At 72.7% G+C, this 26511-nt stretch carries 15 protein-coding genes; 5 read left to right on the top strand and 10 right to left on the bottom strand.

Annotated features, from left to right (window positions below):
- Nucleotides 1-165: 165 nt before the first annotated feature.
- Nucleotides 166-1083: a permease-like cell division protein FtsX gene (ftsX, locus tag AB0M28_RS22645; RefSeq protein ID WP_365407727.1), complete on the bottom strand. Its 918-nt coding sequence runs from the start codon at nucleotides 1081-1083 to the stop codon at nucleotides 166-168.
- 51 nt (nucleotides 1084-1134) lie between these two features.
- Complete coding sequence (gene ftsE / locus AB0M28_RS22640; RefSeq protein WP_365407725.1) at nucleotides 1135-1824, bottom strand: cell division ATP-binding protein FtsE; 690 nt, start codon at nucleotides 1822-1824, stop codon at nucleotides 1135-1137.
- Between the two features lie 247 nt (nucleotides 1825-2071).
- On the opposite strand from ftsE, the gene AB0M28_RS22635 reads away from it, so the two are divergent.
- The gene (locus AB0M28_RS22635) at nucleotides 2072-2266 is read left to right on the top strand and encodes a hypothetical protein (RefSeq protein WP_365407722.1); all 195 of its coding nucleotides are present in this window, start codon (nucleotides 2072-2074) and stop codon (nucleotides 2264-2266) included.
- A 449-nt stretch (nucleotides 2267-2715) separates the two neighbouring features.
- On the opposite strand, the gene prfB is transcribed toward AB0M28_RS22635, so the two are convergent.
- The 3 genes from prfB to AB0M28_RS22620 all read right to left on the bottom strand — a co-directional run bounded on the left by prfB (nucleotide 2716) and on the right by AB0M28_RS22620 (nucleotide 7046).
- On the bottom strand, nucleotides 2716-3828 hold the full coding sequence (gene prfB / locus AB0M28_RS22630) for a peptide chain release factor 2 (protein ID WP_365407719.1): 1113 nt from the start codon (nucleotides 3826-3828) through the stop codon (nucleotides 2716-2718).
- A gap of 69 nt (nucleotides 3829-3897) precedes the next feature.
- Nucleotides 3898-5166 carry a serine/threonine-protein kinase gene (locus tag AB0M28_RS22625; RefSeq protein WP_365407716.1) on the bottom strand — a complete coding sequence of 423 codons (1269 nt, stop codon included), beginning with the start codon at nucleotides 5164-5166 and terminating at the stop codon, nucleotides 3898-3900.
- A 158-nt stretch (nucleotides 5167-5324) separates the two neighbouring features.
- Nucleotides 5325-7046, bottom strand: a complete 1722-nt coding sequence (locus AB0M28_RS22620; RefSeq protein ID WP_365407713.1) for a protein kinase — start codon at nucleotides 7044-7046, stop codon at nucleotides 5325-5327.
- A 443-nt stretch (nucleotides 7047-7489) separates the two neighbouring features.
- On the opposite strand from AB0M28_RS22620, the gene AB0M28_RS22615 reads away from it, so the two are divergent.
- The 4 genes from AB0M28_RS22615 (at nucleotide 7490) to AB0M28_RS22600 (ending at nucleotide 14561) form a co-directional block, all read left to right on the top strand.
- Nucleotides 7490-10573, top strand: coding sequence for an FtsK/SpoIIIE domain-containing protein (locus AB0M28_RS22615; RefSeq protein WP_365407710.1), 3084 nt, complete (start codon nucleotides 7490-7492; stop codon nucleotides 10571-10573).
- Between the two features lie 263 nt (nucleotides 10574-10836).
- On the top strand, nucleotides 10837-12222 hold the full coding sequence (locus tag AB0M28_RS22610; protein WP_365407707.1) for an ABC transporter substrate-binding protein: 1386 nt from the start codon (nucleotides 10837-10839) through the stop codon (nucleotides 12220-12222).
- Nucleotides 12223-12243: 21 nt separating this feature from the next.
- Entirely contained in the window at nucleotides 12244-13641 is a 1398-nt protein-coding gene (locus tag AB0M28_RS22605) for a sugar ABC transporter permease (protein ID WP_365407704.1), read from the top strand.
- Nucleotides 13638-14561 (top strand): carbohydrate ABC transporter permease, encoded by a 924-nt coding sequence (locus tag AB0M28_RS22600; RefSeq protein WP_365407702.1) that lies wholly within the window; start codon nucleotides 13638-13640, stop codon nucleotides 14559-14561. Before AB0M28_RS22605 ends, AB0M28_RS22600 begins: the two co-directional genes overlap by 4 nt.
- Before the next feature lie 57 nt (nucleotides 14562-14618).
- Here the strand turns inward: AB0M28_RS22600 and AB0M28_RS22595 are convergent, their stop codons facing one another.
- The 5 genes from AB0M28_RS22595 to AB0M28_RS22575 form a co-directional block, all read right to left on the bottom strand.
- A complete protein-coding gene (locus AB0M28_RS22595) occupies nucleotides 14619-15161 on the bottom strand; it encodes a hypothetical protein (protein WP_365407699.1) in 543 nt (180 codons plus the stop codon).
- Between the two features lie 153 nt (nucleotides 15162-15314).
- Nucleotides 15315-18146 (bottom strand): stealth conserved region 3 domain-containing protein, encoded by a 2832-nt coding sequence (locus AB0M28_RS22590; RefSeq protein ID WP_365407696.1) that lies wholly within the window; start codon nucleotides 18144-18146, stop codon nucleotides 15315-15317.
- Nucleotides 18143-18922 carry a hypothetical protein gene (locus AB0M28_RS22585; RefSeq protein ID WP_365407694.1) on the bottom strand — a complete coding sequence of 260 codons (780 nt, stop codon included), beginning with the start codon at nucleotides 18920-18922 and terminating at the stop codon, nucleotides 18143-18145. The genes AB0M28_RS22590 and AB0M28_RS22585 overlap by 4 nt, the downstream gene beginning before the upstream one ends.
- Complete coding sequence (locus AB0M28_RS22580; RefSeq protein WP_365407691.1) at nucleotides 18922-20655, bottom strand: stealth family protein; 1734 nt, start codon at nucleotides 20653-20655, stop codon at nucleotides 18922-18924. Before AB0M28_RS22580 ends, AB0M28_RS22585 begins: the two co-directional genes overlap by 1 nt.
- Before the next feature lie 335 nt (nucleotides 20656-20990).
- Complete coding sequence (locus AB0M28_RS22575; RefSeq protein ID WP_365407688.1) at nucleotides 20991-25928, bottom strand: NAD-glutamate dehydrogenase; 4938 nt, start codon at nucleotides 25926-25928, stop codon at nucleotides 20991-20993.
- Nucleotides 25929-26511: the final 583 nt, after the last annotated feature.

Genomic DNA, 26511 nt, shown 5'->3' with positions numbered 1-26511 from the left:
CCCCGCGCCTGATACCGCGCGGTGCACGAGCCCTTCGACGACTGACGTCCGGTTGCGCGCTCCGCACACGGGCAGACGGTCCCGACATGCCGCCGAGTCTAGGACAGATGCGGTCGGTACAAGGCGAGTTGCCCACAGCCGCACCCGCACGGGCTGCCGCTTATCTCACACCTTCAGGTACTTGCGCAGGGCGACGAAAGCGGCAACGGCGGGCATCAGCAGACCGACCGCGAGCACCAGCGGCAGGACTCTTATCACCTGGTCCCAGCCGATGAAGTTGATGAGCGGCAGCTTCTCCGCCAGCGACATCCCGTGGTCGATCATGAAGTAGCGGCCCGCGACGAGCATCACACAGGCGAGGGACGCGCCGAGCAGACCGGCGACGGCCGCCTCCATGATGAACGGCATCTGGATGTAGAAGCTCGAGGCACCCACCAGGCGCATGATCCCGGTCTCGCGCCGTCGGCTGAACGCCGAGACGCGCACCGTGTTCACGATCAGCATCAGCGCCACGACCAGCATCAGCGCCATGATGAAGACCGCCGCCGCGTTCATGTTCCGCAGCAGTTCGAAGAGGTTCTTCAGCAGGTTGCGCTGGTCCTGGACCTCCTGGACGCCGGGGCGGTCGGCGAAGGCGCTGGAGACCACCTCGTACTTGGTGGGGTCCTTCAGCTTGATGCGGTACGACTCCTGCATCTGGTCCGGCGTGATCGAACCGGCCATCAGCGAGTCGCCGAACTGCTCCTTGTAGTGGCGGTACGCCTCCTGCGAGGACTCGAACTGCACGTTCTCGACGACGTCCAGCTTGTCGAGGTCGGCCTTGATCGCGTCCTTCTGCTCCTTGGTGACGGCGCCCTTGGAGCAGTTCGGGGAGGTCTCCTGGTCCGCCTTGTTGCAGAAGAAGATCGAGACGTTGACCTTGTCGTACCAGTACCCCTTCATCGTGTCGACCTGCTTGTTCAGCAGCAGGGCCGATCCGAACAGGGCCAGCGACAGGGCCACGGAGACGACGACCGCGAAGGTCATCGTGAGATTGCGCCGGAGGCCGACGCCGATCTCCGAGAAGATGAACTGGGCGCGCATGCCCGTCCTTTCAGCTAGAGGGGACCGCTCGTGGGGGCGAGGTCCGCGGGCTCAGTGCTGGTATCCGTAGACACCGCGCGACTGGTCGCGGACGAGGCGGCCCTTCTCGAGTTCGATCACGCGCCGGCGCATCTGGTCGACGATCTGCTGGTCGTGGGTGGCCATGATCACGGTGGTGCCGGTCCGGTTGATCCGGTCCAGCAGCTTCATGATCCCGACCGAGGTCTGGGGGTCGAGGTTTCCGGTGGGCTCGTCGGCGATCAGCAGCATGGGGCGGTTGACGAAGGCGCGGGCCACGGCCACGCGCTGCTGCTCACCACCGGAGAGCTCGCCCGGCATGCGGTCCTGCTTGCCTGCCAGGCCGACCAGGTCCAGCACCTCGGGGACGGTCTTGCGGATCTGTCCGCGCGGCTTGCCGATCACCTCGAGGGCGAAGGCGACGTTCTCGCCCACGGTCTTGTTCGGCAGCAGCCGGAAGTCCTGGAAGACGGTGCCCAGCTGGCGCCGCATGTGCGGGACCTTCCAGTTGGACAGCCGGTTCAGATCCTTGCCGAGGACGTGCACCTGGCCGTGCGTGGTGCGCTCCTCGCGGAGGATCAGCCGGAGGAAGGTGGACTTGCCGGAGCCGGAGGACCCCACCAGGAACACGAACTCGCCTCTCTCGATGTCGAGAGAGACATCCCGCAGAGCGGGTCGGTTCTGCTTGGGGTAGATCTTCGTGACGTTGTCGAATCGGATCACGGCGCTGGCTCCCTGTCGGTCGGTGGCGACCTTACGCGAAGCCGGGGCGGGTGCGCAGTCGCCGAGCGTGGTTGGTGCGTTTCGTCACGCTTGCGCAAGGGACAATCCGGGCATTGCGCTGGGCTTTCCCGGCTGGTCGGGGGCACGCGGGAGGGTACGGGGACACGGAGCCGCGCGCTGAATCCGCGCGGAGCTGGCACAGTAGAGAGGGAGAGCTCGGTCCACGGGGTGGGGAGGAGGAGAGCGCATGACACGCGACTGGCTGGTGTGCGCCAACTGCGCGGGGCCAGTGAGTGAGGGGCGCTGCCCCGTCTGCAGGGCGAGCAGGGAGCGCCTCCAGCGGGAGTCGGGGTTCGCCGTCACGCCCGCGATGATGCTCTGGTTGCTGGCGCTGCTGGCGGCTGTGGCCGCGGTGCTGTTCCTGGAACACCAGACGGCTTAGCGCTCCTCTTGTTGTGCGGGTTTCGCCTGGGGCCGGCGCCGCCCCGCGCCTCCGGCGCGGGGATTGCCCCCACCCACACACCACCCGTCACCGTCTCCCCAGGTCACCCCCGGCGCCTACGAACGGGGGCCCACCCCCGGCGCCCACGAACAGGGCCCGCCCCGAGACCCAGGCACCCTCCCACCGCGACCGCACCACCCCCTCAGCCCGTCCGGCGCTTGAGGACGAGGCGCGCAGCGCCGATCCGCGTCAGCCGATGCAAGGCGACCTCCAGCCCGTCCGGCGTCTGAGGACGAGGCGCGCAGCGCCGATCTGCGTCAGCCGGCGCGAGGCGAGAATCAGCCCGTCCGGCGTCTGAGGACGAGCGCCGTCAGGCGCGACGCGGGCGCAGCCCGCAAGGGGGGTCGGGGGCGGAGCCCCCGCAGCGGAAGGCGAGGGGGCGGCGGGGGCTAGGCGACCTTCTCCTGCTGCTTGCGCCAGCGGATACCCGCCTCGAGGAACCCGTCCAGCTCCCCGTCAAGGACGGCCTGCGGATTACCGACCTCGTGCTCCGTCCGCAGATCCTTGACCATCTGGTACGGCTGCAGCACATACGACCGCATCTGGTTGCCCCAGGACCCCGCCGTATCACCCTTCAGCGCGTTCATCCGCGCCTGCTCCTCCTCCTTGCGACGGGCAAGGAGACGCGCCTGCAGCACCCGCATCGCAGCCGCACGGTTCTGGATCTGGGACTTCTCGTTCTGGCAGGACACCACGATGCCGGTCGGCAGGTGCGTGATACGCACCGCGGAGTCCGTCGTGTTCACGGACTGACCACCGGGACCGGACGACCGGAAGACGTCGATCCGCATCTCGTTCTCGGGGATCTCGATGTGGTCCGTCTGCTCCACCACCGGCAGCACCTCGACGCCCGCGAAGGACGTCTGGCGGCGGCCCTGGTTGTCGAAGGGCGAGATACGGACCATGCGGTGCGTGCCCTGCTCGACGGAGAGCGTGCCGTAGGCGTAGGGCACCTTCACGGCGAAGGTCGTCGACTTGATGCCGGCCTCTTCGGCGTACGACGTGTCGAGGACCTCCGTCGGATAGCCCTTGCGCTCGGCCCACCGCAGGTACATGCGCTGCAGCTGCTCCGCGAAGTCGGAGGCGTCGACGCCGCCGGCCTCGGCGCGGATGGTCACCATCGCCTCACGGGCGTCGTACTCGCCGGAGAGCAGCGTGCGGACCTCGAGCTCGTCGATGTCCTTGCGGGCGGTCTCCAGCTCGCTCTCGGCCTCCTGCAGGGAGTCCGCGTCCCCCTCCGCCTCGGCCAGCTCGTGCAGCACCTCGACGTCGTCGAGCCGGCTGCTCAGCTCCTCCACCTTGCGGATCTGGTTCTGCACGGCGGAGAGCTGGCTGGTGACCTTCTGGGCGTTCTCGGGGTCGTCCCAGAGCCCGGGATCGGCGGCCCGCTCCTCGAGCGCGGCGGCCTCACCTCGCAGCTTGTCGAGGTCGAGGACGGCCACGATCGACTCCATGGTCGTCCGGAGGTCTTTGAGCGCTTCAGCGAAGTCGAGTACTGCCACGGTGACAGCCTAACGGCTGTCACCGGCAGACGTGAGCGCGCGTTCGGCTCCGATCGGTGGGACCGCAGGTCAGGGGGCCGCGGGTGCCGAGTGCCCGGTCTCCCGCGCGGGCCGCTCCGCCCCGTCCGCGTCCGCGGCCAGCCAGCCGACGAGGCCGCCCGTGACCACGACGACGCCGGCGACAGCGACCACCAGACGGATCTTGCGGGTACGGGCCGCGGCGCGGTGCCTGGCCGAGCCGGGACGCGGGGTGCCGGGGACGCGCGGGACGCGGGCCGTGCCCAGGGCGCCGCCGGCGAGCTCCTCGGCGGAGGGGACGCGCATGCTGGTGTGGGTGTCCCGGTTGGAGTCGGGGGCGTGCCCGTGGACCAGGGGGACCGCGCCGCGCAGCGGCCGCTCGTCGGACGGCGGGGCGGGCTCGTACGCCGGATCCGGGTCGTACGCGGACGTGGGCTCGTGCGGCTCGTCCACGTCGAGCCGGGGCATGCCCTTGAGGTCCGGGAGGACCGCGCGCAGGGCGGTGGCCATCTCGGCGGCGCGCAGCCGGGAGGCGGGGGCCTTGGCCAGGCACTGCACGATCAGCTGCCACAGCTCGTCGGGGATGCCGGGGAGCGGGGCCACCGTCTCCGTGACATGGCGGCGCAGCACCGCGCCGGGGTGGCCGCCGCCGAAGGGCGTGAAGCCGGCGAGCAGCTCGTACAGGACGGTGGCCAGGGCGTAGATGTCGACCGCGGCGCGCGCCGGGAGGCCCTCGACGATCTCCGGGGCGAGGTAGTCGGGGGTGCCGATCACGCGGCGCTGGGAGGGGATCCGGACCCCCGCGGGCTGCGGGGCGCGGCTGGGGGCGTCGATCAGCTTGGCGATGCCGAAGTCGGTGAGCAGCGCGGGCGGCGCGCCACCGGGGCCGGCCGGGGCGGCGGAGTCCAGCAGGACGTTCTCGGGCTTGACGTCGCGGTGCACGACCCCGGCCGCGTGCGCGGCGGCCAGCGCGTCGGCGACGTCCGCGGCGACGGCGACGGCGGCCTCGGGGGCGAGCCGGCGCTCGTGGTCGAGGCGGGTGCGCAGATCGGTGCCGCGGACGAGTTCCATCACCAGCGCGAGGTCGTTCCCGTCGACGACGAGGTCCTGTACGCCGACGACGTGCGGGTGGTCCAGGCCGAGCAGGGCGCTGCGCTCCTGGACGAAGCGGCCGACGAGTTCGCGGTCCTCCGCGAGGTCCTCGCGGAGGAGCTTGATGGCCACCGGCCCCTGGGGTCCGTCGCCGAGCCACACCGTGCCCGCGCTGCCTCTGCCGAGCACCTGGTTCGCGGTGTACCGGCTGCCGATTCTCCGTGCCATGGCGATAAAACTACGCGGGTGAGGGTGGGTTGGGTGCGCCGGTCCCCGGTAAAACACCCTTTGGGTGTCGACAAATCTCCAAGGTCAGCGCACCCGCGGGTGCTCGGGCGGCCTCCGACCGCATGCCACGGCGGCGGCCCGGTGTGCGGCGGCTGCGGTCAGCGCAGCCCGTTCCCCGCGTCCTCCACGCCCTCCTTGACGCCGTCCACGCCGTCCTTGACGTCGTTCGCGTCGTCCATCAGGCCGGTGATATCGCCTATCCAGTCCTTGACCTCGGTGTACGTGTCGGAGATCTGGTCCCAGTAGCTCCTGCCCTCGGCCACCGCGTCCTTGAGCGGTGTCAGCTCCCAGACCGCCCAGCCGCCCAGGAAGAGCAGCACCAGCACGAACAGGCATCCCTTGAGGCAGCCCAGACCGGGGATCCGCATCCGGTTGGGGTTGCGGCCGCGGTCGCGGCGCGGTTCGGGCGCGGGGGCCGGCGGCCGCTGCTGCGGCGGGGAGGGCGGGGCGTACCGCTGCTGCGGCTGGGGCTCGCGGCGGCGCTGGGGTGCCTGCGGGGGCGGCGGGCCCTGGTCGTAACCCTGGTGTCCGTAACCGCCCTGGTCGCGCTGCACCTGGCGGTGCGGGCGGCGGCGCAGCGGGTCCTCGTCCGGGGCGATGTAACCGACCTGCTGGGTCTGCTCGTTGCGGTCCCGCAGCCGGCTCATCTGCGTCTGCCAGGGATGCGGGCCCTCCGGCTCCTGCTGGGCCGGGGGCATCATCTGCGTACGGTCCTCGCCCCGGTCGCCGCCGGCGCCGGGCATCATGCTTGTCGCGGCGTTCGGGTCGTACATCGGAGGCGCGCCGTGCGACGGCAGCATCTGCGTACGGTCCTCGCTGCCCGCCGGGCCGCCGCGCGACGGCAGCACCTGGGTCGGGTCCGCGGCGCCCGGGATCCCGCTGCCGGGTACGGCGGTGGGCGCCGCGTCCGGGACGAGCAGGGCGGCCACGCCGACGGCCGCGGTGATCTGCTCGGGGCTCGCGTGCGCGCTGATGCCGGCGGCGACGGCGCGCAGACCGCGCGCGAGGCTCTCGGCGCTGGGGCGCTCGTCCGGGTTCTTGCGCAGACAGGCCCGGATGACCGTCCACAGCGGGTCGGGGATGTTGCCGGGGCGCTGCGGCTCCTCCTGCAGATGCCGGTGGAGCACCTCCAGGGCGGAGCTGCCGGTGAACGGCGGACGGCCGGTGACCAGCTCGTACAGCAGGATGCCGGCGCCGTAGATGTCGACCGCGGAGGTCTGCGGGCGGCCCTCGGCGGACTCCGGCGCGACGTACGCCGGGGTGCCGACGAACTCGTGGGTGCGCGTCAGCCCGGGCGAGTCCGCGAGCCGGGCGATGCCGAAGTCGGTCAGCATCGGGTGCATGCGCCCGCCGGCGCTGTCGTTGCCGGCGAGCAGCACGTTGGCGGGCTTCAGGTCCCGGTGCACGATGCCGTCGGCGTGGCTGGCCGCCAGCGCGTCCGCGATGCCCGCGGTGAGCAGGGAGGCGGCGATCGGAGTGAAGGGGCCGTTCTCGCGGAGGTAGCGGTGCAGGTCCGGGCCGTCGACCAGGTCCATGACCAGGGCGAGGAGGTCGCCCTCGACGACGAGGTCGCGGGTCCGGACGATGTTGGGGTGGGTCAGGCGGAGCAGGACGGAGCGCTCGCGCAGGAAGCGCATCACCACGTCCGGGTCGTTCGCCAGCTCCTCCTTGAGGACCTTGATCGCGACCGTCTCACCGGGCTGGCCCGCCACGGCGGCTTCCGCGCCCGCCGTCTCACGCTGGCGGGCACGCCAGACGGTGCCCGTGGCGCCGCGCCCGAGCGGCTCCTCGAGCAGGTACTTGCTGCCTACCGGCCGCACGTCATGTGCTCCCTGTCGGTGCGTGTCACCTGGCCGGTGACGCTGTCTCGCTGTCTGGTCCCCGTCATACGGTCACTCTTCTTGCTTGAGCGCCCACTCTAGCTGGGCGGGTTCCCTCTTCGGACTGTTGTACGGCGGCTCGCGGCGCAGCGCCGGGGCGGCGAGGTGTTGGGTTGGACGCGGCGGGGTGGGCGGATGGTTGCGTCGCGGGTCCGTACGGGGTGCGGCGCGGTTCGCCGTGGTCGGGGTGCGGGGCGCCCCGACCCCCGGACCCCCCGTCCCCAGCCTCCTCCACCTACCGGACATTCACGAACCCAACCAGCCATTTACCGACCTCTCACGGCCAATCAAGATCCGCCAACTGTGGCCCCGGCGCGGGGTGTCGGTGGGAGATGCGAAGATGCGGGGCACGCACTTATGCCAGAAGGGGCCGGTGAGCGACGATGCAGATCCGGATGACCGTCCTGGGACCACGGGGCCCCCAGGGCGCGCGGGGTTCGAGCGTGGACGTGCTCGTCACCGCGCCTTCCGGTACGCCGCTGTCCGCCGTGGCGGTGGGGCTCGCGGACGCCGCCGCGGCAGCCGGCGGAGGCACCGCGCCGCAGGCCGGTGGCGGGGCCGCGACCCTGTTCGCCGGCGAGCGGCTGCTGGACCCGGACCGGAGCACCCTGGGAGAGCCCCCGCTCGTGGACGGCGCGGTGCTGAGCCTGGGCGGCCCCGGTGTGCCCGGCGAGCACGCCGAGGCTCCCGTGCGCCTCCTGGTGGCGGCGGGCCCGGACGCCGGCGGCGTCCATCTGCTGCACGGGGGCCAGGTGCGGATCGGCCGCTCCGCCGACGCCGAGGTGCCCATCGACGACCCGGACGTCTCCCGCCTGCACTGCGTGGTGACCGTGGCCGAGGACGGCCGCGCCCACGTCGCGGACCTGGGCTCGACGAACGGCACGACCGTCGACGGCGTATCCGTGGGACCGCAGCCGGTGCCCCTGCGCCCGGGCGCCCTCCTCCGCATCGGCGAGTCCGTGCTGCGACTGAGCGGCGACGGCGGCAGCCGAGGCGGCGCGACGCGCCCCGCCGCCAGCCCCGAGCACGCCCAGGTCCCGGACTCCGCCCCCGTGTGGGCACCCGACCCCGGCGGCACCCACACCGGCGACAGCACACACCTGACCGGCGGCACCCACGGCAACGGCCTGATCGTCCCCGGCCCCGGCGCCACCCCCCTCCGCGGCACGCCCGCCCCGCCCCTCGACGCCCAGGGCACGGACCCCCAGGGCGCCCGCCGCGGGGGCCTGAAGGGCTGGGCCCGCCGCTTCTCGGGCGGCGCGGCGTCCGACCCCTCCGCCCGCCCCGTACCGGAGGCGGAGGCGGAGACCGCCGAGCCCCGCCGGCTGCCCGAGCAGCCGCACCGCGAACGCTGGCCCGACCCCGCCGAGGTACTACTGACGGCGCTGGGCGGCGGCGCCCCCCGAAGCGGCACCCGAAGCGCCCCCCGCAGCAGCACGCGGCTGGGCGAACGCGACGCGGAGCACCCGGACGCGCTGACCGTCCGCCTCGGCACGGCCGACGGCCCCGGCCGTCCCGACCCCCTCGTCGTATCCCTGCGGGAGGCGGGGTCGCTGGGCCTGGCGGGTCCGCGTCCCCGGCTGACGGGGCTGGCCCGTTCCGTGCTGGCCCAGCTGGCCACGCTGCACGCCACGGACGAGCTGGAGCTCGTCCTGCTGGCCTCCGACCGGTCGCGGCCGCTCGCCCAGCGGCTGCAGGACTGGTCGTGGCTCGGCTGGCTGCCGCAGCTGCGTCCGCTGCGCGGACAGGACTGCCGGCTGCTCACGGCGTACGACAGGGAGCAGGCCGCCGCCCGGCTCGGCGAGCTGCTGCGCCGGCTGGAGGTGGACCCGGGCGGTCCCGCGCACACGGTCGTCGTCGTCGACGGCGATCCGGGTCCGGCGGACGTACGGGACGCGGTCACGCGGCTGGCCGTGCGCGGTCCGGCCGCGGGCATCCATCTGCTCTGCCTCGCCGAGACCCCCTCCGCCTCCCCGGCGTCCCCGCTCACCGCGGGCTACGAGGCGGCCGGCGCGTACACCCCCGGCTTCGCCGAGTGCGGGGCCGTCGCCATGCTCAGCGGCGACGTGGCCACGGGGCTGCGGCTGCTGCGGCGCCCCGCGACGGCCGCCCAGCCGCCGCGGGGCGAGACGGGCACGGCGTACGGCACGGGGCAGGCGTGGCTGTACGGACCGGGGCCCGACCCGCACGCGTCGTCGGGCGGCGGCTGGTTCGCCGCGGCGGTCGCCGACGGACACGGCGAGGGGCTCTCCGGCGAGCCCGGCACGGTCGACGCGGTCTCCGCCGCCTGGGCGGAGCGCCTCGCCCGCGCCCTGGCGCCGCTGCGCGACCTCGGGCCGCGCGACGGCGGCGAGCGGCCGGCGGGCGAACTGCCCGAATCGGTACGGCTGCTGGACGAGCTGGGCCTGGCCCGCGCCACGCCCACGGCGCTCACCGCGCGGTGGGCCGAGCGGACCCGCGCGCTGGCGGTCTTCGGCGCCGGACCGCGGGGGCCGCTGGAGGCGGACCTCGCGGCGGACGGGATGCACCATGTGTTCGTCGAGGGGCTGCCGGGGTCGGGCAAGACGGAGCTGCTGCGCTCCCTCGCGGCCTCGCTGGCGGCGTCGGAGCGGCCCGACCGGCTGCAGCTCGTGCTGATCGACGGAGGCGGGGCGGAGCGCGGCGAGGGCCTGCGGGTCTGTACGGACCTGCCGCACGTCTCGACGTACCTCCCCGCCAACGATCCGGTCCGGATGCGGGAGTTCGCCCAGTCCCTGGCCGGTGAGCTGAAGCGGCGGGCGGAGGTGCTCGCGGCGTCCTTCGGCTCGCACCCCCTGCCGGGGCAGCGTCCCGCGCCCGCCGACGGCGATCTGGATCCGCCGCCCAGCGCCACGCTCTCGCTGCGCGCACAGGAGCCGCACGGGCGGGCGGCCGAGGCGGAGGTCTCCCCCGAGGCGCGGCGGCGGGCCGCGCAGCGGGCGCTGGAGTCGCAGCCCCGGCTGGTCGTGGTCGTCGACGACTACGACGCGCTGGTCGCCCCCTCACTGGGCAGCCCGGCGCGGCCGGCGGCGGGCTCCGTCGTACGGGCGCTGGACGCGGTGGCGCGGGAGGGGGCCCGGCTGGGGCTGGACCTGATCGCCGCGACGGGGCGACCGGAGCGGACGGCGGGTACGACGGCGCGGGCCGAGGCGACCCTGCTGGTCCGCCTCGGAACGGGGCCCGATGTGCCGCCCGGCCGGGGCGAGTTGCATCGCTCCGGCTCGATGCCCGTCCCGTTCCAGGCGGGCCGGGTGACGGGCCGTATCCCGCGCACGGCGACGGCGCGGCCCACGGTCGTCCCCGTGGAGTGGGCCCGGATGGGCGCGCCGCCCACGTCGCGCCCGCTGCGGGAGCTGGGCAACGGGCCGACGGATCTCGCGCTCCTGGCAAGCGCGTTGCAGCGCGCCGCGCAGTCCGCGGGGGCGGAGGCGGCGCGGGTTCGGGCGTAGCCTCCCGCCGCCTCTGCGGGTTGCGCCGGCGCGCTTCGGCGCTCCGCCCGGGACGTATACACCCCGCCCCGGGGTACGCGACCCCCCGGAGAACCCCTGAGAACCCCACAAGAACCCCATACCCCACGCCCACCCGACGGGCGCAGGAACCGTACCCGTCACAGCAAGGTCACGATGCCCCGCTTGACGCGGAAGGCGGTATTGCCACCCGGCACATGCGGGCGTAGACCAGACGCACGGGACAGGCTCCAGGGGAGGCTGGTATGAGCAGATCACACCGGACGACACGCCCGCGGCGAACCGCGCGCACCGCATTAGCACTGTTCAGCGCGGGCCTGCTGGCCCTGGGCGCAGCCTCGTGCGGCGACGACGACAGCGGCGGAAGCGGCGGCACCGATGACAAGGCCACAGAAGGAGGCGGGAGCGGCGTACAGCTCCCCAAGCTCGACGGCACGACGCTGACCGTCGGCGCGGTGTGGACGGGCACCGAGCAGGACAACTTCAAGAAGGTCCTGGACGAGTTCAGCAAACGCACCGGCGCCACCGTCAACTTCGTCCCCACCGGGGACAACGTGGCCGGTTTCGTCGCCACCCAGGTCGCCGGGGGCAAGGCCCCCGACATCGTGATGGTGCCCCAGGTGGGCGTGCTGGCCGAGTTCGTACAGAAGGGCTGGGCCAAACCGATGGCCGCCGAGACCCAGGCCCAGATGACGAAGAACTACGCCCAGGCCTGGCAGGACCTCGGAGCCGTGGACGGCAAGCAGTACGGCGTCTACTGGAAGGCCGCCAGCAAGTCCCTGATCTGGTACAACTCCGCCGCGTTCGAGGGCGCCGGCGTCGAGGAGCCCAAGACCTGGGACGAGTTCGTCAGCACCGCGCAGACCATCGCCGACTCCGGCGTACCGCCGGTGTCCGTGGGCGGCGCGAACGGCTGGACCCTGACCGACTGGTTCGAGAACGTCTATCTCTCCCAGGCCGGCCCGGAGATGTACGACAAGCTCGCCAAGCACGAGATCAAGTGGACCGACCCCTCTGTGAAGAGCGCGCTGGACTCGCTCGCCCAGCTGTGGGGCAACGACGATCTGCTGGCCGGCGGGAAGGCCGGGGCGCTGAAGACGGAGTTCCCGGACTCGATGAAGATGCCCTTCACCGATCTGGAGAACCCGAAGGCCGCCATGGCGTACGAAGGCGACTTCTCGGCGGCGTCGATCAGCGAGACGAAGGCGGAGATCGGCACGGACGCGAAGGTGTTCCCGTTCCCGGCGGTGGGCGACGAGTCCCCGGTGGTGACGGCCGGTGACGCCGCCGTCGTACTGAACGACAACAAGGGCGCCCACGCGCTGCAGACCTGGTTCGCCTCCACCGAGGCGGCCACGCTGATGGCGCAGCAGGGCGGTTACACCTCGCCGAACAAGACCGTGAAGTCGGACGCGTACCCGAACGACGTGCAGCGCACGATCGCCGAGGCCGTCATCGCCGCGGGCGACGACTTCCGCTTCGACATGTCCGACCAGGCGCCGGCCGCGTTCGGCGGCACCGACGGCGCGGGCGAGTGGAAGGCGCTGCAGGACTTCCTGGCGAAGCCCGACGACGTGGCGGGCGCGCAGCAGGTGCTGGAGACCGAGGCCGCCAAGGCGTTCGGGAACTGACGGGGACCGGAGCGTTCACCCATGGCCACCGCCGCCCCAGGCGGGGCGGGTGCCGTGGGTGGTGCCGGCGGTGTGTCCGAGACCGCCGCCGGCACCACCACGCCGCCGCGCCCCCGGAAATCGGTCACCGGCACGCGGGGCTGGATCGCGGGTACCTTCCTGCTTCCGGCCCTGGTGCTGCTCGGCGCGCTCGTCGCGTATCCCATCGTCTACTCGGTCTACCGGAGCCTGTTCGACCAGGACGGCTCGAGCTTCATCGGACTGGACAACTACACCGAACTCTTCACCGACGACACCCTCTTCACCGCGATCAAGAACAATCTGATCTGGGTGGCCGTGGCCCCGGTGGTCTGTACGGCGCTGGGCCTCGTCTTCGCCGTGCTCACCGAACGGGTGCGCTGGGGCACGGCGTTCAAGCTGGTCGTCTTCATGCCGATGGCGATCTCCATGCTCGCCGCCGGCATCATCTTCCGGCTGGTGTACGAGGCGGAGCCGGAGCGCGGCCTGGCCAACGCCATGTGGACCACCGTGCACGACTCGTTCGCCGAGTCCTCCCCCTGGCCCGGGGCGAACGGGCGTACCAACGGCGGCTCCCCGCTGGAGAAGTCGGCGGGCGGCGGCTTCACCACCCGTGATCCGGTGGCCGCCGGGGCCACCGCCGTGCTGCCGGTGGTGGGCCTGAAGCCCGCCGAGGTCTCCGGCGCCGAGCCCGCCGCCCAGCCGCAAGCGGCGGGCGACGGGGTGAGCGGCACGGTCTGGCTGGACTTCCGGCCGCCGAAGGAGGGCCGCAACGAGCTCAGCCGGATCGACGAGGGTGAGAAGGCCCTGAAGGGCATCACCGTGCAGGCGGTCAAGGACGGCGAGGTGGTGGCGAGCGCGAAGACCGCGGCCGACGGCACCTTCACCCTCCCCGCCGCGGCGGACGGCGCCCGACTGCGGCTGCCGTCCTCGAACTTCGCGGAGGCGTACAAGGGCGTCGACTGGCTCGGCCCCGACGTGGTCACGTGGGGGGTGATCAGCGCGTACGTCTGGATGTGGGCGGGCTTCGCCATGGTGCTGATCGCCGCCGGGCTGGCCGGTGTGCCGCGCGAGCTGCTGGAGGCGGCCCGGGTGGACGGGGCCAACGAGTGGCAGGTGTTCCGGCGGATCACGGTGCCGGTGCTGGCGCCGGTGCTGATCGTGGTGCTGGTGACGCTGATGATCAACGTACTCAAGATCTTCGACCTGGTGTACGTCATCGCGCCCAGCACCTCGCAGGACGAGGCCGCCGTACTGGCGACCATGCTCTACCGGGTCGGCATCGGCACCCCCCAGCCCGATCACGGCGTCGCCAGCGCCATCTCGGTGATCCTGCTGCTGCTCGTGATCCCCGTGATGATCATCAACATCCGGCGGCTGCAGAGGGAGAAGCGCCGATGACCACCGAGACGGCTTCCCTTTCCCCCGCCGCCCGGCCCTCGAAGGCCGAGGACCAGACCGTACGGGCCAGGCGCTCGCTGGGGGCGCGGCTCGCGGCCCGGACGAGCGGCGGCCTCGTGCAGCTGTTCCTGATCGCGGTCGCGCTGTTCTGGCTGCTGCCCACGATCGGCCTGCTGATCTCGTCGGCGCGTACGACGGCCGACTACTCGGCGTCCGGCTGGTGGAAGGTCTTCACCGCCCCCAGCCAGCTGACGTTCGAGAACTACGACGCGCTGCTGAGCAACGACACCGTCATGAAGTCGCTGCTCACCACCGTGCTGATCACCGTGCCGTCCACGCTGCTGGTGGTGCTGATCGGCTCGCTGGCCGGCTACGCCTTCGCGTGGATGGAATTCCGGGGCCGCGACTGGCTGTTCCTGACCGTGGTGGGCCTGCTGGTGGTGCCCGTACAGGTGGCGCTGATCCCGCTGGCGCGTCTCTTCGGGGACCTCGGCATCTTCCACACGATCACCGGTGTGGTGCTGTTCCACACGGCGTTCGGGCTGCCGTTCGCGATCTTCCTGCTGCGCAACTTCTTCGCGGAGATCCCCCGCGAACTGCTGGAGGCGGCGCGGCTGGACGGGGCGAGCGAGTTCCGGCTGTTCTTCCGGGTCGTGATGCCCCTGGCCGGCGCGGCGATCGCGGCGCTGGGCATCTTCCAGTTCCTGTGGGTGTGGAACGACCTGCTCATCGCCCTGATCTTCGCGGACCCGTCGAACGCGCCGATCACCGTGACGCTGCAGCAGGAGGTGCGGCAGTACGGCGCCAACTTCGACGTGATCGCGCCGGGCGGCTTCATCTCGATGGTCATCCCGCTGATCGTGTTCTTCGCGTTCCAGCGGCAGTTCGTGTCCGGCGTGATGGCGGGCGCGGTGAAGTAGCCGCCCCGGCCGTACGGGCGGTGGGCTCCGGCCCGCCGCCCGGACGGCCGGCCCGTCTCACCGCCCGCGCGACGTCAGCACCACCAGCCGCCCCAGCGGATCGATGGCGCCCTCGGCCCGGAGCCGCCGCAGCCCGCGCCGGAACACCTGCCGGGGCAGCACCAGCCCGGCCGGCACCGACGCCTCACGGATCACCCCGAGGGCGCACACCCGCAGCCCCACGGGCCACATCGCGGGCAGCCCCCACGGCCGGATGCGTACGACGATCTCCGTGCCGCCCGCCGACGGCGCGAGGCTGATGAGCTCCGCCACCGCCCCGTTGTTCACCCGCACGGGCGTCTCGCCCATCGACCGCAGATCCGGCAGCGAACTGTGCGCGACGAGCATGAGCCCGAGCGGCCGCCCGCCCGCAGCGCGCTCCCACACGGCGGCGGACAGCTCCAGCCGCTGCGCGGCGATCCGCCGTGCGGTGATCTCGGTGACGTCGAAGAGCTCGTGCCCGTCGCGCCGCCCGGGATCGGAGAACTCGGGCGATCCGACGTAGGCGCGCTCTCCCCGTACGAAGACGGCGGGTTCACCGCCGACGCTGGTGAGGGTCATGAGGGCCTCCCGGAGATACGGATCCGACGCCCGGGCCAACGCGGCGCGCCGCAAACCCGTCACGTTTCCCCGAACAGGTGCACCCGGTCAGCCCAATACGCACCTGATGCCCCGATATGACGGTACGGTCAGCACCCCGCAGTCGCGGCGGCCCTATGCCTCGTACGGCCCCTTGACCGGAAAATAGGCCTCCAGGAACGCCCGCAGGACCTCCGCCTGCTCCCCCTCCGGTACGTCCCCCGCCGGCCCCTCGCCCAGGCAGAATGCGTCCCTCCCCCGCCCCGCGAGCAGCGCGCTCAGCCGGGCGTGCTGCTCGCGCCGGCCCACGTCCACGTAGGCGTAGCGCAGGGCGCCCGGTTCCGCCGTGCCGGTGAGGTAGCCGTAGTGGTGGGCCAGGGAGGACAGGGCGGACACGTCGCGCCAGTCGCGGAGGGGGGAGTGCACCGTACGGGTCAGGGCCTCCGGGAACTCCTCGTGCAGGCGGTGCAGGACGCTGCGGCGCAGCGGGTGCGGGGTGTGCAGGAAGCAGTGCGTGGGGATCGCCCCGAAGCGGGCGCGCAGCAGGGCGCGGTTGTTCTTGGCCGCCGCGAACACCGGCTCGTCGTCCTCCGTCGCCGGGCCGGGCGGGATCGCCGTCGGGGACCAGCAGAAGCGGGTGTCGCCGTTGGAGCGGAAGAACTGGGTCGGCGTGACGGTGCGGCCCAGGAAGACGTCGTCGTTGAAGTACAGGAAGTGCTCCGCCAGGCCCTCGATCCGGTGCAGCTGCGCCTCGATCGCGTGCGAGTTGAACACCGGGAGCGCGGACGCGTCGGCGAAGATCGCGCGATGCGGTACGACCGTCAGGCCCGGGTGCTCCGCCGCCAGCCACGCCGGGGTCTGGTCGTCCGTGACCAGGAAGATCCGGCGGATCCACGGGGCGTGCATGGCCAGCGAGCGCAGGCTGTAGCGCAGTTCGTCGCGGTTGCGGAAGCGGACCGGGGCGTCGCCGGCGGTGCCGCTCGCGGTGACCCCGGCGGGCTCCAGGCCCAGCTCCGCGCGGCGGGCGTCCAGCCGGGCGCGCCAGGCCGGGTCGGAGTCGTCGACCCAGGTGTAGACGGCGTCCACCGGGAAGTCGATGTCGGTGATCAGACGGTCGGCGAAGAGGTCCAGCGTGCTGTACGCCCGGCCGCCGACCACGGTCTCGGCGTCGGGGCGGGCGGTCGGCAGCACGGCGCCGAGCGCGTGGGGGCGGGTGGGCGTCTCGTACGTCTGCTCCTCGCCCCGCGCCCAGAACTCGATGTCGCAGCCGAACAGCGGGCCGTAGCGCAGCGTGCGCCCGCCGGTGACGTACGGCCGGTACAGCCGCAGTCCGCCGACCTGGCCCAGCTCCGGCAGCCGCTCGGCGAGCACCGCGCCGGGCGCGTCCGTCACGGGTTTCATCAGCTCGGCGTAGACCGCCTGCCCGGCGTAGGCGGCGGCCAGCGCCCGGTACACGGCGCCGCGCAGGTCCGCGTCCACCGCCAGGCGGCGGTGCGGGTGGTCGAGGGTGCCGCGCAGCAGGACGTACGGGACGCGGGCCTGTTCCAGGGCGTCGGCGGCCAGCCGCAGGTTGGTCTCGTACGCGTCGGCGGCGAGCAGGTCGTCGCGGACCTCGGCGAGCTGGCCGGCCGAGCGGACCAGAGCCGGGCGGGCGGCGGCCAGTTCTTCCTCGCGTTCGCGCTGCTCCCCCGCCGACGGCGACACCCGCGAGGCGGTGGCGCGCGGCTGGAAGCCGCCCCCGGCCGTGAGCGCCCTGCGCCGCGCCGTCCGGTCGGCGCGGCGCGCCAGGCGCGCGGGGCTCGTACGCCCGGCGTACAGCTCCGAAAGGAGCGCCTCCCAGCGGGCGTTGACCACAGGAGCGGCGAAGCGCTCCGCCCCGAGCAGGGCGTTGCCGCCGAGCCCGTGCAGCAGCTCCTCGTCGCCCATCAGCCGGCCCATGGCGGCGGCCAGCGCCTCGCTGTCGTCGGCCGGCACCAGCAGCCCGTCCACCCCGTGCCGGATGATCTCCGCCGGCCCGGTCGGCACGTCGTACGCCACCGCGGGCACGCCGGCGGCCTGGGCCTCGGCCAGCACCAGGCCGAAGCCCTCGGCCTGCGAGGTCAGCACGGTGAGCGACGCCTTCGCCCACTCGTCGGCCATATGGCGGGTGGCGCCGAGGAGTTCGACGCTGTTATGCAGCCCCAGCTCGCCGACGAGCCGGCGCAGCCGGCCCGCCAGCGGACCGTCGCCGAAGATCCGCAGCCGCCAGCCCGGATGCTCCACCAGCGCCTTGCCGAAGGCGATGACGGCGTGGTCGACCTGCTTGCCGGCCGCGAGGCGGGACGCGACGACGACCGTCCTGCCCGCGCGCAGGGAGCGCGGGCGGAAGCCCTCGGGGATCGCGTTCGGGATCGTCTCCAGCCGGGGCGCGGCGGCGCCCAGCGACTCCTCGAACCAGCCCTTCGTCCAGTCCGTCAGCACGACCAGCGCGTCCAGCTCCGGCGCCCGCGCCAGCAGCGGCCCGCCGGTGTCGCCGCGCAGCTGCGAGGCGCGGTGCTCCTGGTGGACGGTGACGACCGCGGCGGGGACGAGGTCGGCGACCGCCGACATCAGCGCCGGGGAGGACGTGACGACGACGTCCGTCCGCAGGGTGCGCAGGGCGAGGTCCAGTTCGACGTCCGACAGCTGGTCGAAGGTCGGCTCCCAGCGCGGGTCGACGAGCGCGCTGCCGCGCCCGGCGAGCGCGCGGCACTCGTCGTCGCTGAGGGTGTGCGGCCGTACGGGCCGGGGGCACGGGCCGGTGCGGTCGACGAGGTAGCGCACGGCCACGCCGTCCCCGGCCGCGAAGAACGACTCGGCCCGGGTACGGAAGGCGCTGAGCACCTCGACCTCGTGCCCGGCCGCGGCGAGGTGCCGCGCCTGGGTGAGGACGGCCTGTTCCGTGCCGCCCATCTCGTCGAGCCAGGTGATCAGGAAGGTGATCCTCAACAGACGTGCTCCGCGGTCAGGGCCAGCCGGCCGGTCGGGGTGTAGTACGGGGCGACGCGCACGCGGTCGCCGGCGGGCGTGAACAGCAGCCGGTCCGGGAGCCGGTAGACCTGCTTGGGGGCGGTGACGTCGGTCCGCAGCCGGCCCATGCGCAGCGGCCGGCCGTGCCCCGGGACGCGCAGACACAGGTCGTACGTCTGCTCGCGCGGTGTCCCGGCCAGCTCGGCGGCCCCGAGGTACGCCGTGAACCGGTCGCCGTCCCACTCGGTGGGCAGCGCCACCGCCGCCTCGGCACCCCGCGGCGCCAGCTCGGCCACCGCGCCGAGCGGGCGCAGCCCGGTCAGCCGCCCGCGTACCGCCAGGCGCGTCCACCCCACGTCGACGTGCTCCACCTCCGCCCCGGGTACCGCCTCCGCCCGCCGCAGCGCGGCGCCGCCCGGGTCTGCGCACAGGCCCACCGGATGCCCCGGCTCGGCCCGCGTCGGTCCGTCCCCGGCGCGCGCGCCCGGCGCCCGTACGGCGTACACCCGCCGCCGGCCGCGCGTCGTCGTCACCTCGACCCGCAGCGGCACGGTGCCCTCGACGCGCCCCGCGGGGAACGTCCCCGCGCCCAGCGTCAGCTCGCCGAAGCCGGCGAGCACGGCGCGGCGGGTGTCCTCGGGGAGCCGGACGCAGAGGTTGAGGGTGCGGCCGTCGAGCAGCGACAGGTGCGAGGCGGGCAGTACGGGCGGCCGGCGCGGGCGCCGCAGCCCTCTCAGGAGTCGCGGCAGCCGCATCATCCCTCCCCGCCCAGCTCGTACGGGCTCGGTACCGGGAAGTACGCCTGCAGGAACGGCCGCAGCAGCGCCGTGTTCCCAGCGACGTCCTCCTCCAGCGACAGCGTGTCGTTGATGCAGAAGACCGTCCGGGTGCGCTCCGCCAGCAGCCGGTCCAGGCGTACGGCGGCGCCCGGATGGGAGAGGTCCAGATAGGCGTACCGGATCCGGGCGCTGGTCGCGCGGCCCGTGTGGAAGGCGTAGTAGTGGTGCAGCGAGGAGGGGATGGCCAGGTCGGCGCGGCTGCGGAAGCGGTGCGAGGCGGTCGCGGCGTGCTCCTGCGCGAACTCCTTCTCGATCTCGTCCAGCACACCGCGCCGCAGCGCGTGCGGGGTGTGCTTCATCTTCTGGACCGGCGTGGTGCCGAAACGGCGTTCGATCAGCTGGCGGTTGTTCTTGGCGGCGACGGAGACGGGCACGTCGTCGTCGCCGGGTGAGCCGAGCGGCACCAGCGCGGGCGAAGGGAAGTACTTCGTCAGCCCGTTGGCCAGGAAGAAGTCCTGGGGGAGGGCCTCCGCGCCGAGGAAGACGTCGTCGTTGAAGTACAGGAAGTGCTCACTGAGCCCTTCGATGTGGTGCAGCTGGCTCTCGATCGCGTGCGAGTTGAACGTCGGCAGCACCGACGGGTCGCGGAAGATCTCGCGGTGGCTGACCACGCGCAGCCGCGGGTGCGCGGTGTCCAGCCAGTCCGGGACCTGGTCGTCGGTGACGAGGTAGACGTTGCGGATCCAGGGGGCGTACGTGGCCAGCGAGCGCAGCGAGTAGCGCAGCTCGTCGTGGTCGGCGTAGCGGGCGGCGTTGGCGGCCTCCAGGTGGTACGCGGTGCCGCTGTAGCGGGCGCGGCGGCGCAGCCAGGCCGGGTCGGAGCCGTCGACCCAGGTGTACACGGCGTCCACGGGGAAGCGGATGTCGTCGGGCAGCGGATGCGTGAACTCCCTGCGGGTCCGCACCTTCAGCCGGCCGCAGCCCCACGGGGTCACGTCCGGCAGCACCACCGTCCCGTCGTTCGCGGGCACGGACTCGGTGACCAGCTCCGGCCGCGGGGCGTACAGCCGGTCGCCCTCGTGCACCCAGAACTCCACCTCGCACGCGTACTCCTCGCCCAGCACCGGCGCCCCGAACTTCGTGGTCCGGTACCAGGTCAGCGCGACGACCGGGGCGTTCGTGAGCCGCCGCCAGGTCGCCGCCTCGAACCCCGGCGCGGGCGGCTTCCCCGGCGCCCCGGCGTACGCGGGCTGCGCCTTCGCCAGCCGGGCCAGCGCGGCGACCGCCCGGCGCCGCTGCGACTCCGGTACGGCGACGATGCTCGGGCCGCGCGGCCTGCCCCGGACGGCGAAGTACTCGACGCCGGCCGTCTTCAGCGCCCTGGTGACGGCGGCCAGTCCGGCGCGGCGCGCGTGCACGGGCGACAAGTCCCGCTGCACATGGGCGATCCGCGGCTGCCCGCCGGCCACCACGACGATCCGCCCCGGCGGCTGCGCCAGTTCGCGCCAGCGCCGCGCGTGCGCCGCGGCCTTCAGCCGCCCCAGCTGCCGAGCGGGCGCGACATGCGCGATCCGGGCCTTGACCTGGCGGCGCATCTGCACGGGGTAGCGGTCGGCGATCGCCCGCCGTACGGACACGGGCAGCGCCTTTCGATACGCGGCGACGACGCCGGACCTCTCGGGATTCACTCGGGGTTCCACGGTCACCATTTGACCTGAATACCCGATTTAGCCCACCACGATCAAGCAGAAACGCGGCGACCCCGCTTCCCGTAAGAGGAAGCGGGGCCGCGATCAAGCCCGTCCGGCGCTTGAGGACGAGGCGCGAAGCGCCAACTCAAGCCCGTCCGGCGTTTGAGGACGAGGCGCGAAGCGCCGACTCAAGCCCGTCCGGCGTTTGAGGACGAGGCGCGAAGCGCCGACTCAAGCCCGTCCGGCGTTTGAGGACGAGGCGCGAAGCGCCGATACGCGCCGCAGGCGCGAGGCAGGGGGCCCGGGGGGGCGCAGCCCCCCGGACGACGTGCCCGCGCCGACGGCGCGGTCCCTCACCGGTTACTGCGCAGCAGCGTCCTCATCGTCCGCATAGCGACCGACAGGTTCGCGAGGTCGAACGTGTCGGAGTTCTGGATCTCCTCCAGCGTCGCCCGCGCACGGCCGAGGATCGCCGCGTTCCGCTGCTCCCACGCCTTGAAGCGCTCCTCCGGCGTGGGGTGCCCGTCGACCTCCGCGGCGAGCACGTCCGCCGTGAGCAGCTGGTGCGCGGCGTACAGGTCCTCACGGATCGAGGCCCGCGCCATCGACTGCCAGCGGTCGGAGCGCGGCAGGTCGATGACCCGGTCCATCAGCTGGCTGATCTGCACCCGGTCGCCGAGGTCGTAGTAGACGTCCGCGACCTCCATGGGCGAGATGCCCATCCGGTCGGCGACGGCCACCACGTCGAGGATCGGGAAGGCCGAGGAGAACCCGGCCACCCGCAGCGCCAGCTCGGCCGGCACGCCGCTGGCGATCAGCTCGTCGTGCACCGCCTGGTACCACTCCACGTCCGCCCCGCGCAGCGGCGCCGGCAGCGCCGACCACACCTGGGCCACCCGCTCCGAGAAGAACTCGATCGTCTCGGTGAGCTGCAGCGGCTGCGGCCGGTTGTTGAGCAGCCACCGCGTACCGCGCTCCACCAGCCGCCGCGAGTGCAGCCGGATCCGGGTCAGCACCTCGGCGGGCACCTTGTTGTCCAGTGCCTCGACCGCGTCCCAGAACTCGCCGAGCCGGAAGATCGCCCGCGCGGCGGTGTGCGCCCGCACGATCTCCTCGGTGGACGCCCCGCTCTCCTCCCGCAGCCGGTGCAGGAAGGTCGTGCCGCCCGTGTTCAGCGTGTCGTTGACCAGCACCGTGGTGATGATCTCGCGCCGCAGCGGATGGGCCTTGATCTGCTCGGCGAAGCGGTCGCGCACGTCCTCGGGGAAGTACGCGAAGAGCAGCCGCTCCAGATACGGGTCGTCCGGCAGCTCCGTGCCGATCAGCTCCTCGGCGGTGGTGATCTTCATATACGCCAGCAGCACCGCCAGCTCGGGCTGGGTGAGGCCCAGGCCGGACGCCTGCCGGTCCCGGATCTGCTTGTCGGACGGCAGGAACTCCAGCGCCCGGTCCAGCTGGCCGTCGCGCACCAGCTTGCGCATCAGGCGCTGCATGGCGTGCAGCAGGCTGGGCGCCTGGGCGACGGCGTTGCCCAGCGCGGTGTTCTGCGCGTAGTTGGTGCGCAGCACCAGGTCGGCGACCTCGTCGGTCATCTCCGCGAGCAGCTTGTTGCGCTGCTTGACGGTCATGTCGCCGTCGGCGACGACCGAGTTCAGCAGGATCTTGATGTTCACCTCGTGGTCGGAGGTGTCCACGCCGGCGCTGTTGTCGATGGCGTCGGTGTTCATCCGCCCGCCGGTGCCGTCGGGGCCGCCCTCGCGGGAGAACTCGATCCGGCCCAGCTGGGTGGCGCCGAGGTTGCCGCCCTCGCCGATGACCTTCGCCCGTACGTCGGCGCCGTTGACGCGGATCGAGTCGTTGGCCTTGTCCCCGACGTCCGCGTGGGTCTCGGCGGTGGACTTGACGTACGTGCCGATGCCGCCGTTCCACAGCAGGTCGACGGGCGCCTGCAGGATGGCCTTCATCAGGTCGGCCGGGGTCATCTTGGCGGCGGACTGCTCGATGCCCAGCGCCTCGCGCACCTTCGCGCTGACCGGGATCGCCTTCGCCGTACGCGGGAAGACACCGCCGCCGGCGGAGATCAGGTCCTCGTTGTAGTCCGCCCACGACGAGCGGGGCAGGTCGAACAGCCGGCGGCGCTCGGCGTACGACGTGGCGGCGTCCGGGTCCGGGTCGATGAAGATGTGCCGGTGGTCGAACGCGGCGACCAGCCGGATGTGCTCGCTGAGCAGCATGCCGTTGCCGAACACGTCACCGGACATGTCGCCGATGCCGACGGCGGTGAAGTCCTCCGTCTGCGAGTCGACGCCCAGCTCCCGGAAGTGCCGCTTGACGGACTCCCAGGCGCCGCGGGCGGTGATGCCCATGCCCTTGTGGTCGTAACCGGCGGAGCCGCCGGACGCGAAGGCGTCACCCAGCCAGAAGCCGTAGCTGACGGCCACCTCGTTGGCGATGTCGGAGAAGGTCGCCGTGCCCTTGTCCGCCGCGACCACGAGGTACGTGTCGTCCTCGTCGTGCCGCACCACGGCCTCCGGGTGCACGACCTGGCCGCCGACGAGGTTGTCGGTGATGTCGAGCATGCCGGAGATGAAGGTCTTGTAGCAGGCGATGCCCTCAGCCAGCCACGCCTCGCGGTCCACGGACGGGTCCGGCAGGTGCTTGCCGACGAACCCGCCCTTGGCGCCCACGGGCACGATGACGGTGTTCTTGACCTCCTGCGCCTTCACCAGGCCGAGGATCTCGGTACGGAAGTCCTCGCGCCGGTCCGACCAGCGCAGACCACCGCGCGCGACCTTGCCGAAGCGCAGGTGCACGCCCTCGACGCGCGGCGAGTACACCCAGATCTCGTACGCCGGACGCGGCGCCGGCAGGTCCGGGATGGCCTGCGGGTCGAGCTTGAAGGAGACGTAGGAGTGCGGGTTGCCGGCGTTGTCCTGCTGGAAGTAGTTGGTGCGCAGGGTCGCCTTGATCACGGTGAGGAAGGAGCGCAGGATGCGGTCCTCGTCCAGCGAGGCCACCTGGTCCAGCGCACCGTCCAGCTCCTCCAGCAGCCCGTCCGTGAGCTCGGTGCCGGCCCGCTGGTGGTCGGGCGACATCCGCGCCTGGAAGAGGCTGACCAGCAGCCGCGTGGTGTGGACGTTGTTGCGGAGGGTGTCCTCCATGTACGACTGGCTGAACGTCGAGCCCGCCTGGCGCAGGTACTTGGCGTACGCGCGCAGCACCGTCACCTGACGCCAGTCCAGCCCGGCCCGCAGCACCAGGGAGTTGAACGCGTCGTTCTCCGCCTGACCGTTCCAGACGGCCGCGAAGGTGTCCTGGAAACGCTCGCGGGCGTCGTCGCCGAGCTCGTGCCCGCCGCCGTTCGCGGGCGGTGGGAGCTTGAGGGCGAAGTCGGAGACCCAGGCGCTGGTGCCGTCGGTGCAGCGCAGCTCGTACGGGTGCTCCTCGACGACCTCGACGCCCAGGTTCTGCAGCACCGGCAGGACCTTGGTCAGCGAGAAGGGCGCGCCCGCGCCGTAGACCTTCAGCCGCCGCTCGTCGTGGCCGGCGCCCACCGGCTCGTACAGGCTGAGCGTGAAGCGCTTCTTGCCGCCGACCGAGGCGAGCTGCTCGAAGTGCTGCAGGTCGGCCACGGCGGTACGGGGGGAGAAGTCGGCCTTGTAGCCCTCGGGGAAGGCGTTGCCGTAGCGGCGGGCCAGCTCCGCGCCGCGCTCCTCGCCGCACTCGGCGAGCAGCGCCTCGTGGAAGCCGTCCTCCCAGGAGCGGGAGGCGTCGGCCAGGCGGGCCTCGATGCGCTGGACGTCGGAGTCGGTGAGCTCGCGCAGCGGGGTGCCGGGCTCGACTCGGATGACGAAGTGCAGGCGGGACAGGACCGACTCGGTGTTCCAGGCGGTGAAGTCGACGGAGGTGCCGCCGAGCTCCTCCTTCAGGATGTCGATCAGGCGCAGCCGGACGCCCGTGGTGTAGCGGTCGCGCGGCAGGTAGACCAGGGCGCTGTAGTAGCGCCCGTACTCCTCCTGGCGCAGGAACAGCCGCAGCCGGCGGCGCTCCTGCAGATACAGCACGCTGGTGGCGATGGACTGCAGCTCGGGGGCCGGGGTCTGGAACAGCTCGTCGCGCGGGTACGTCTCCAGGATCTGCAGCAGGTCCCGGCCGTCGTGGCTGTTCGGGGTGAAGCCGGCCCGGTTCAGCACCTCGGCGACCTTGCGGCGGATCACGGGGACGCGGCGCACCGACTCGGTGTACGCGGCGGAGGAGAACAGCCCCAGGAAGCGGCGCTCGCCGACGACGTTGCCGGCGGCGTCGAACTTCTTCACGCCGATGTAGTCGAGGTACGCCGGGCGGTGCACGGTGGCGCGGCTGTTGGCCTTCGTGAGGACCAGCAGCTTGTGCTCGCGGGCCTTGGCGCGGGCCTCGGCGGGCAGCCGGTGGAAGGACTCGCTGGTGCCGGGGGCGTAGGTGTGACTGGGGTCGGAGCGCAGGATGCCCAGGCCCGTGCCCGGGATGGCGGTCAGCTCGCCGTCGGGCTCCTCGCCGTCCTTCTCCGGGGAGAGCTGGTACTCGCGGTAGCCGAGGAAGGTGAAGTGGTCGGCGGCCAGCCAGCGCATCAGCTCGCGGGCCTCCTCCACCTCCCGCTCGCCGATGTCCTGGGGCAGCGGCTCGTTCGCCAGGTCGTCGGAGATCCGCAGGGCGGCGTCGCGCATCTTCTGCCAGTCCTCGACGGACTCGCGGACGTCGGACAGCACGCGCTGCAGCTCGGTGGTGATCTGCTTCAGATCGCCGCGGTCGGTCTCGCGGTCGATCTCGACATGGATCCAGGACTCGGTGAGGGCGTCGTGCGGGAGCTGGCCGCCGGGCTTGGGCAGCACCTCCAGCAGCTTGCCGGTCACGTCGCGGCGGACGGTCACCTGGGGGTGGATCACCAGATGGATGCCGCGGCCCAGCCGGGTCAGCTCGTTGGTGACGGAGTCCACCAGGAAGGGCATGTCGTCGGTGACGACCTCGACCACGGAGTGGCTGGACGTCCAGCCGTTCTCCTCGACGGTCGGGGTGTGGACCTTGATGTTGGCCGTGCCCTGCGGTCGGGTCTGGGCCAGCCGGTAGTGCGCGAGCGCTGCCCCGAGGGCGTCGACCGGGTCGCGGTCTGCCATGTCCTCGGGAGCGGTGTGCAGGTAGTAGCGCTGGAGGTACGCGGAGAGCGCGTCGGGGGCCAGTCCCCCCTCACCCTTCTCGGCGACCTTGGCGGCTCGGCTGAGCAGCTCGGCCTTGGCTTCGTCCAGCTTGGTCTGCATGTCCTCTGGCTCCTGTCGCGCGCCGTTGCGTGACGTTAGTGGGAACGGGTGGCACATCACGCCGCGGCCCGGGGTGTCCGGTCAGCATCGACGGTATGCCGGAATAGGGAAGGACCGGGCCCATATCAGCCGTATGTGACTGAAGGCACCGGTCCAGAGCATCAGCGGCCCCCGGCGTCCGGTCGGACGCCGGGCAGGGGGCTGGAGCGACGGTGCTCCAGCCGGATATCGCGCTGATCACGCCCATAAGGCTAGCGCCCTTGGCGGGGGGCGCGTCATGGGCCGTATGTGTACAAATACGGGACGGGTTTTTTGCCGGTACGGACAGTGCGCGACTGCGCCGACTTGATGTGCGGGTGACGCCGCGGCGTGGTCGCCGTAGGCGGGGCGGGGATCCGTGCCATCCCCGCGGGCCCACGGCCCGCGGCACGCGGGGCGGGGATCCGTCCCACCCCCGCCGGCCCACGGTCCGCGCACGCCGGACGGGAATCCGTCCCACCCCCGCCGGCCCACGGTCCGCGCACGCCGGACGGGAATCCGTCCCACCCCCGCCGGCCCACGGTCCGCGCACGCCGGACGGGAA

Origin of the sequence: Streptomyces sp. NPDC051940 (assembly GCF_040680895.1) — a bacterium.
Taxonomy (GTDB): domain Bacteria; phylum Actinomycetota; class Actinomycetes; order Streptomycetales; family Streptomycetaceae; genus Streptomyces.
Note: the sequence above shows the minus strand (reverse complement) of the source record. Positions and strands in the feature narration are given on the sequence as shown.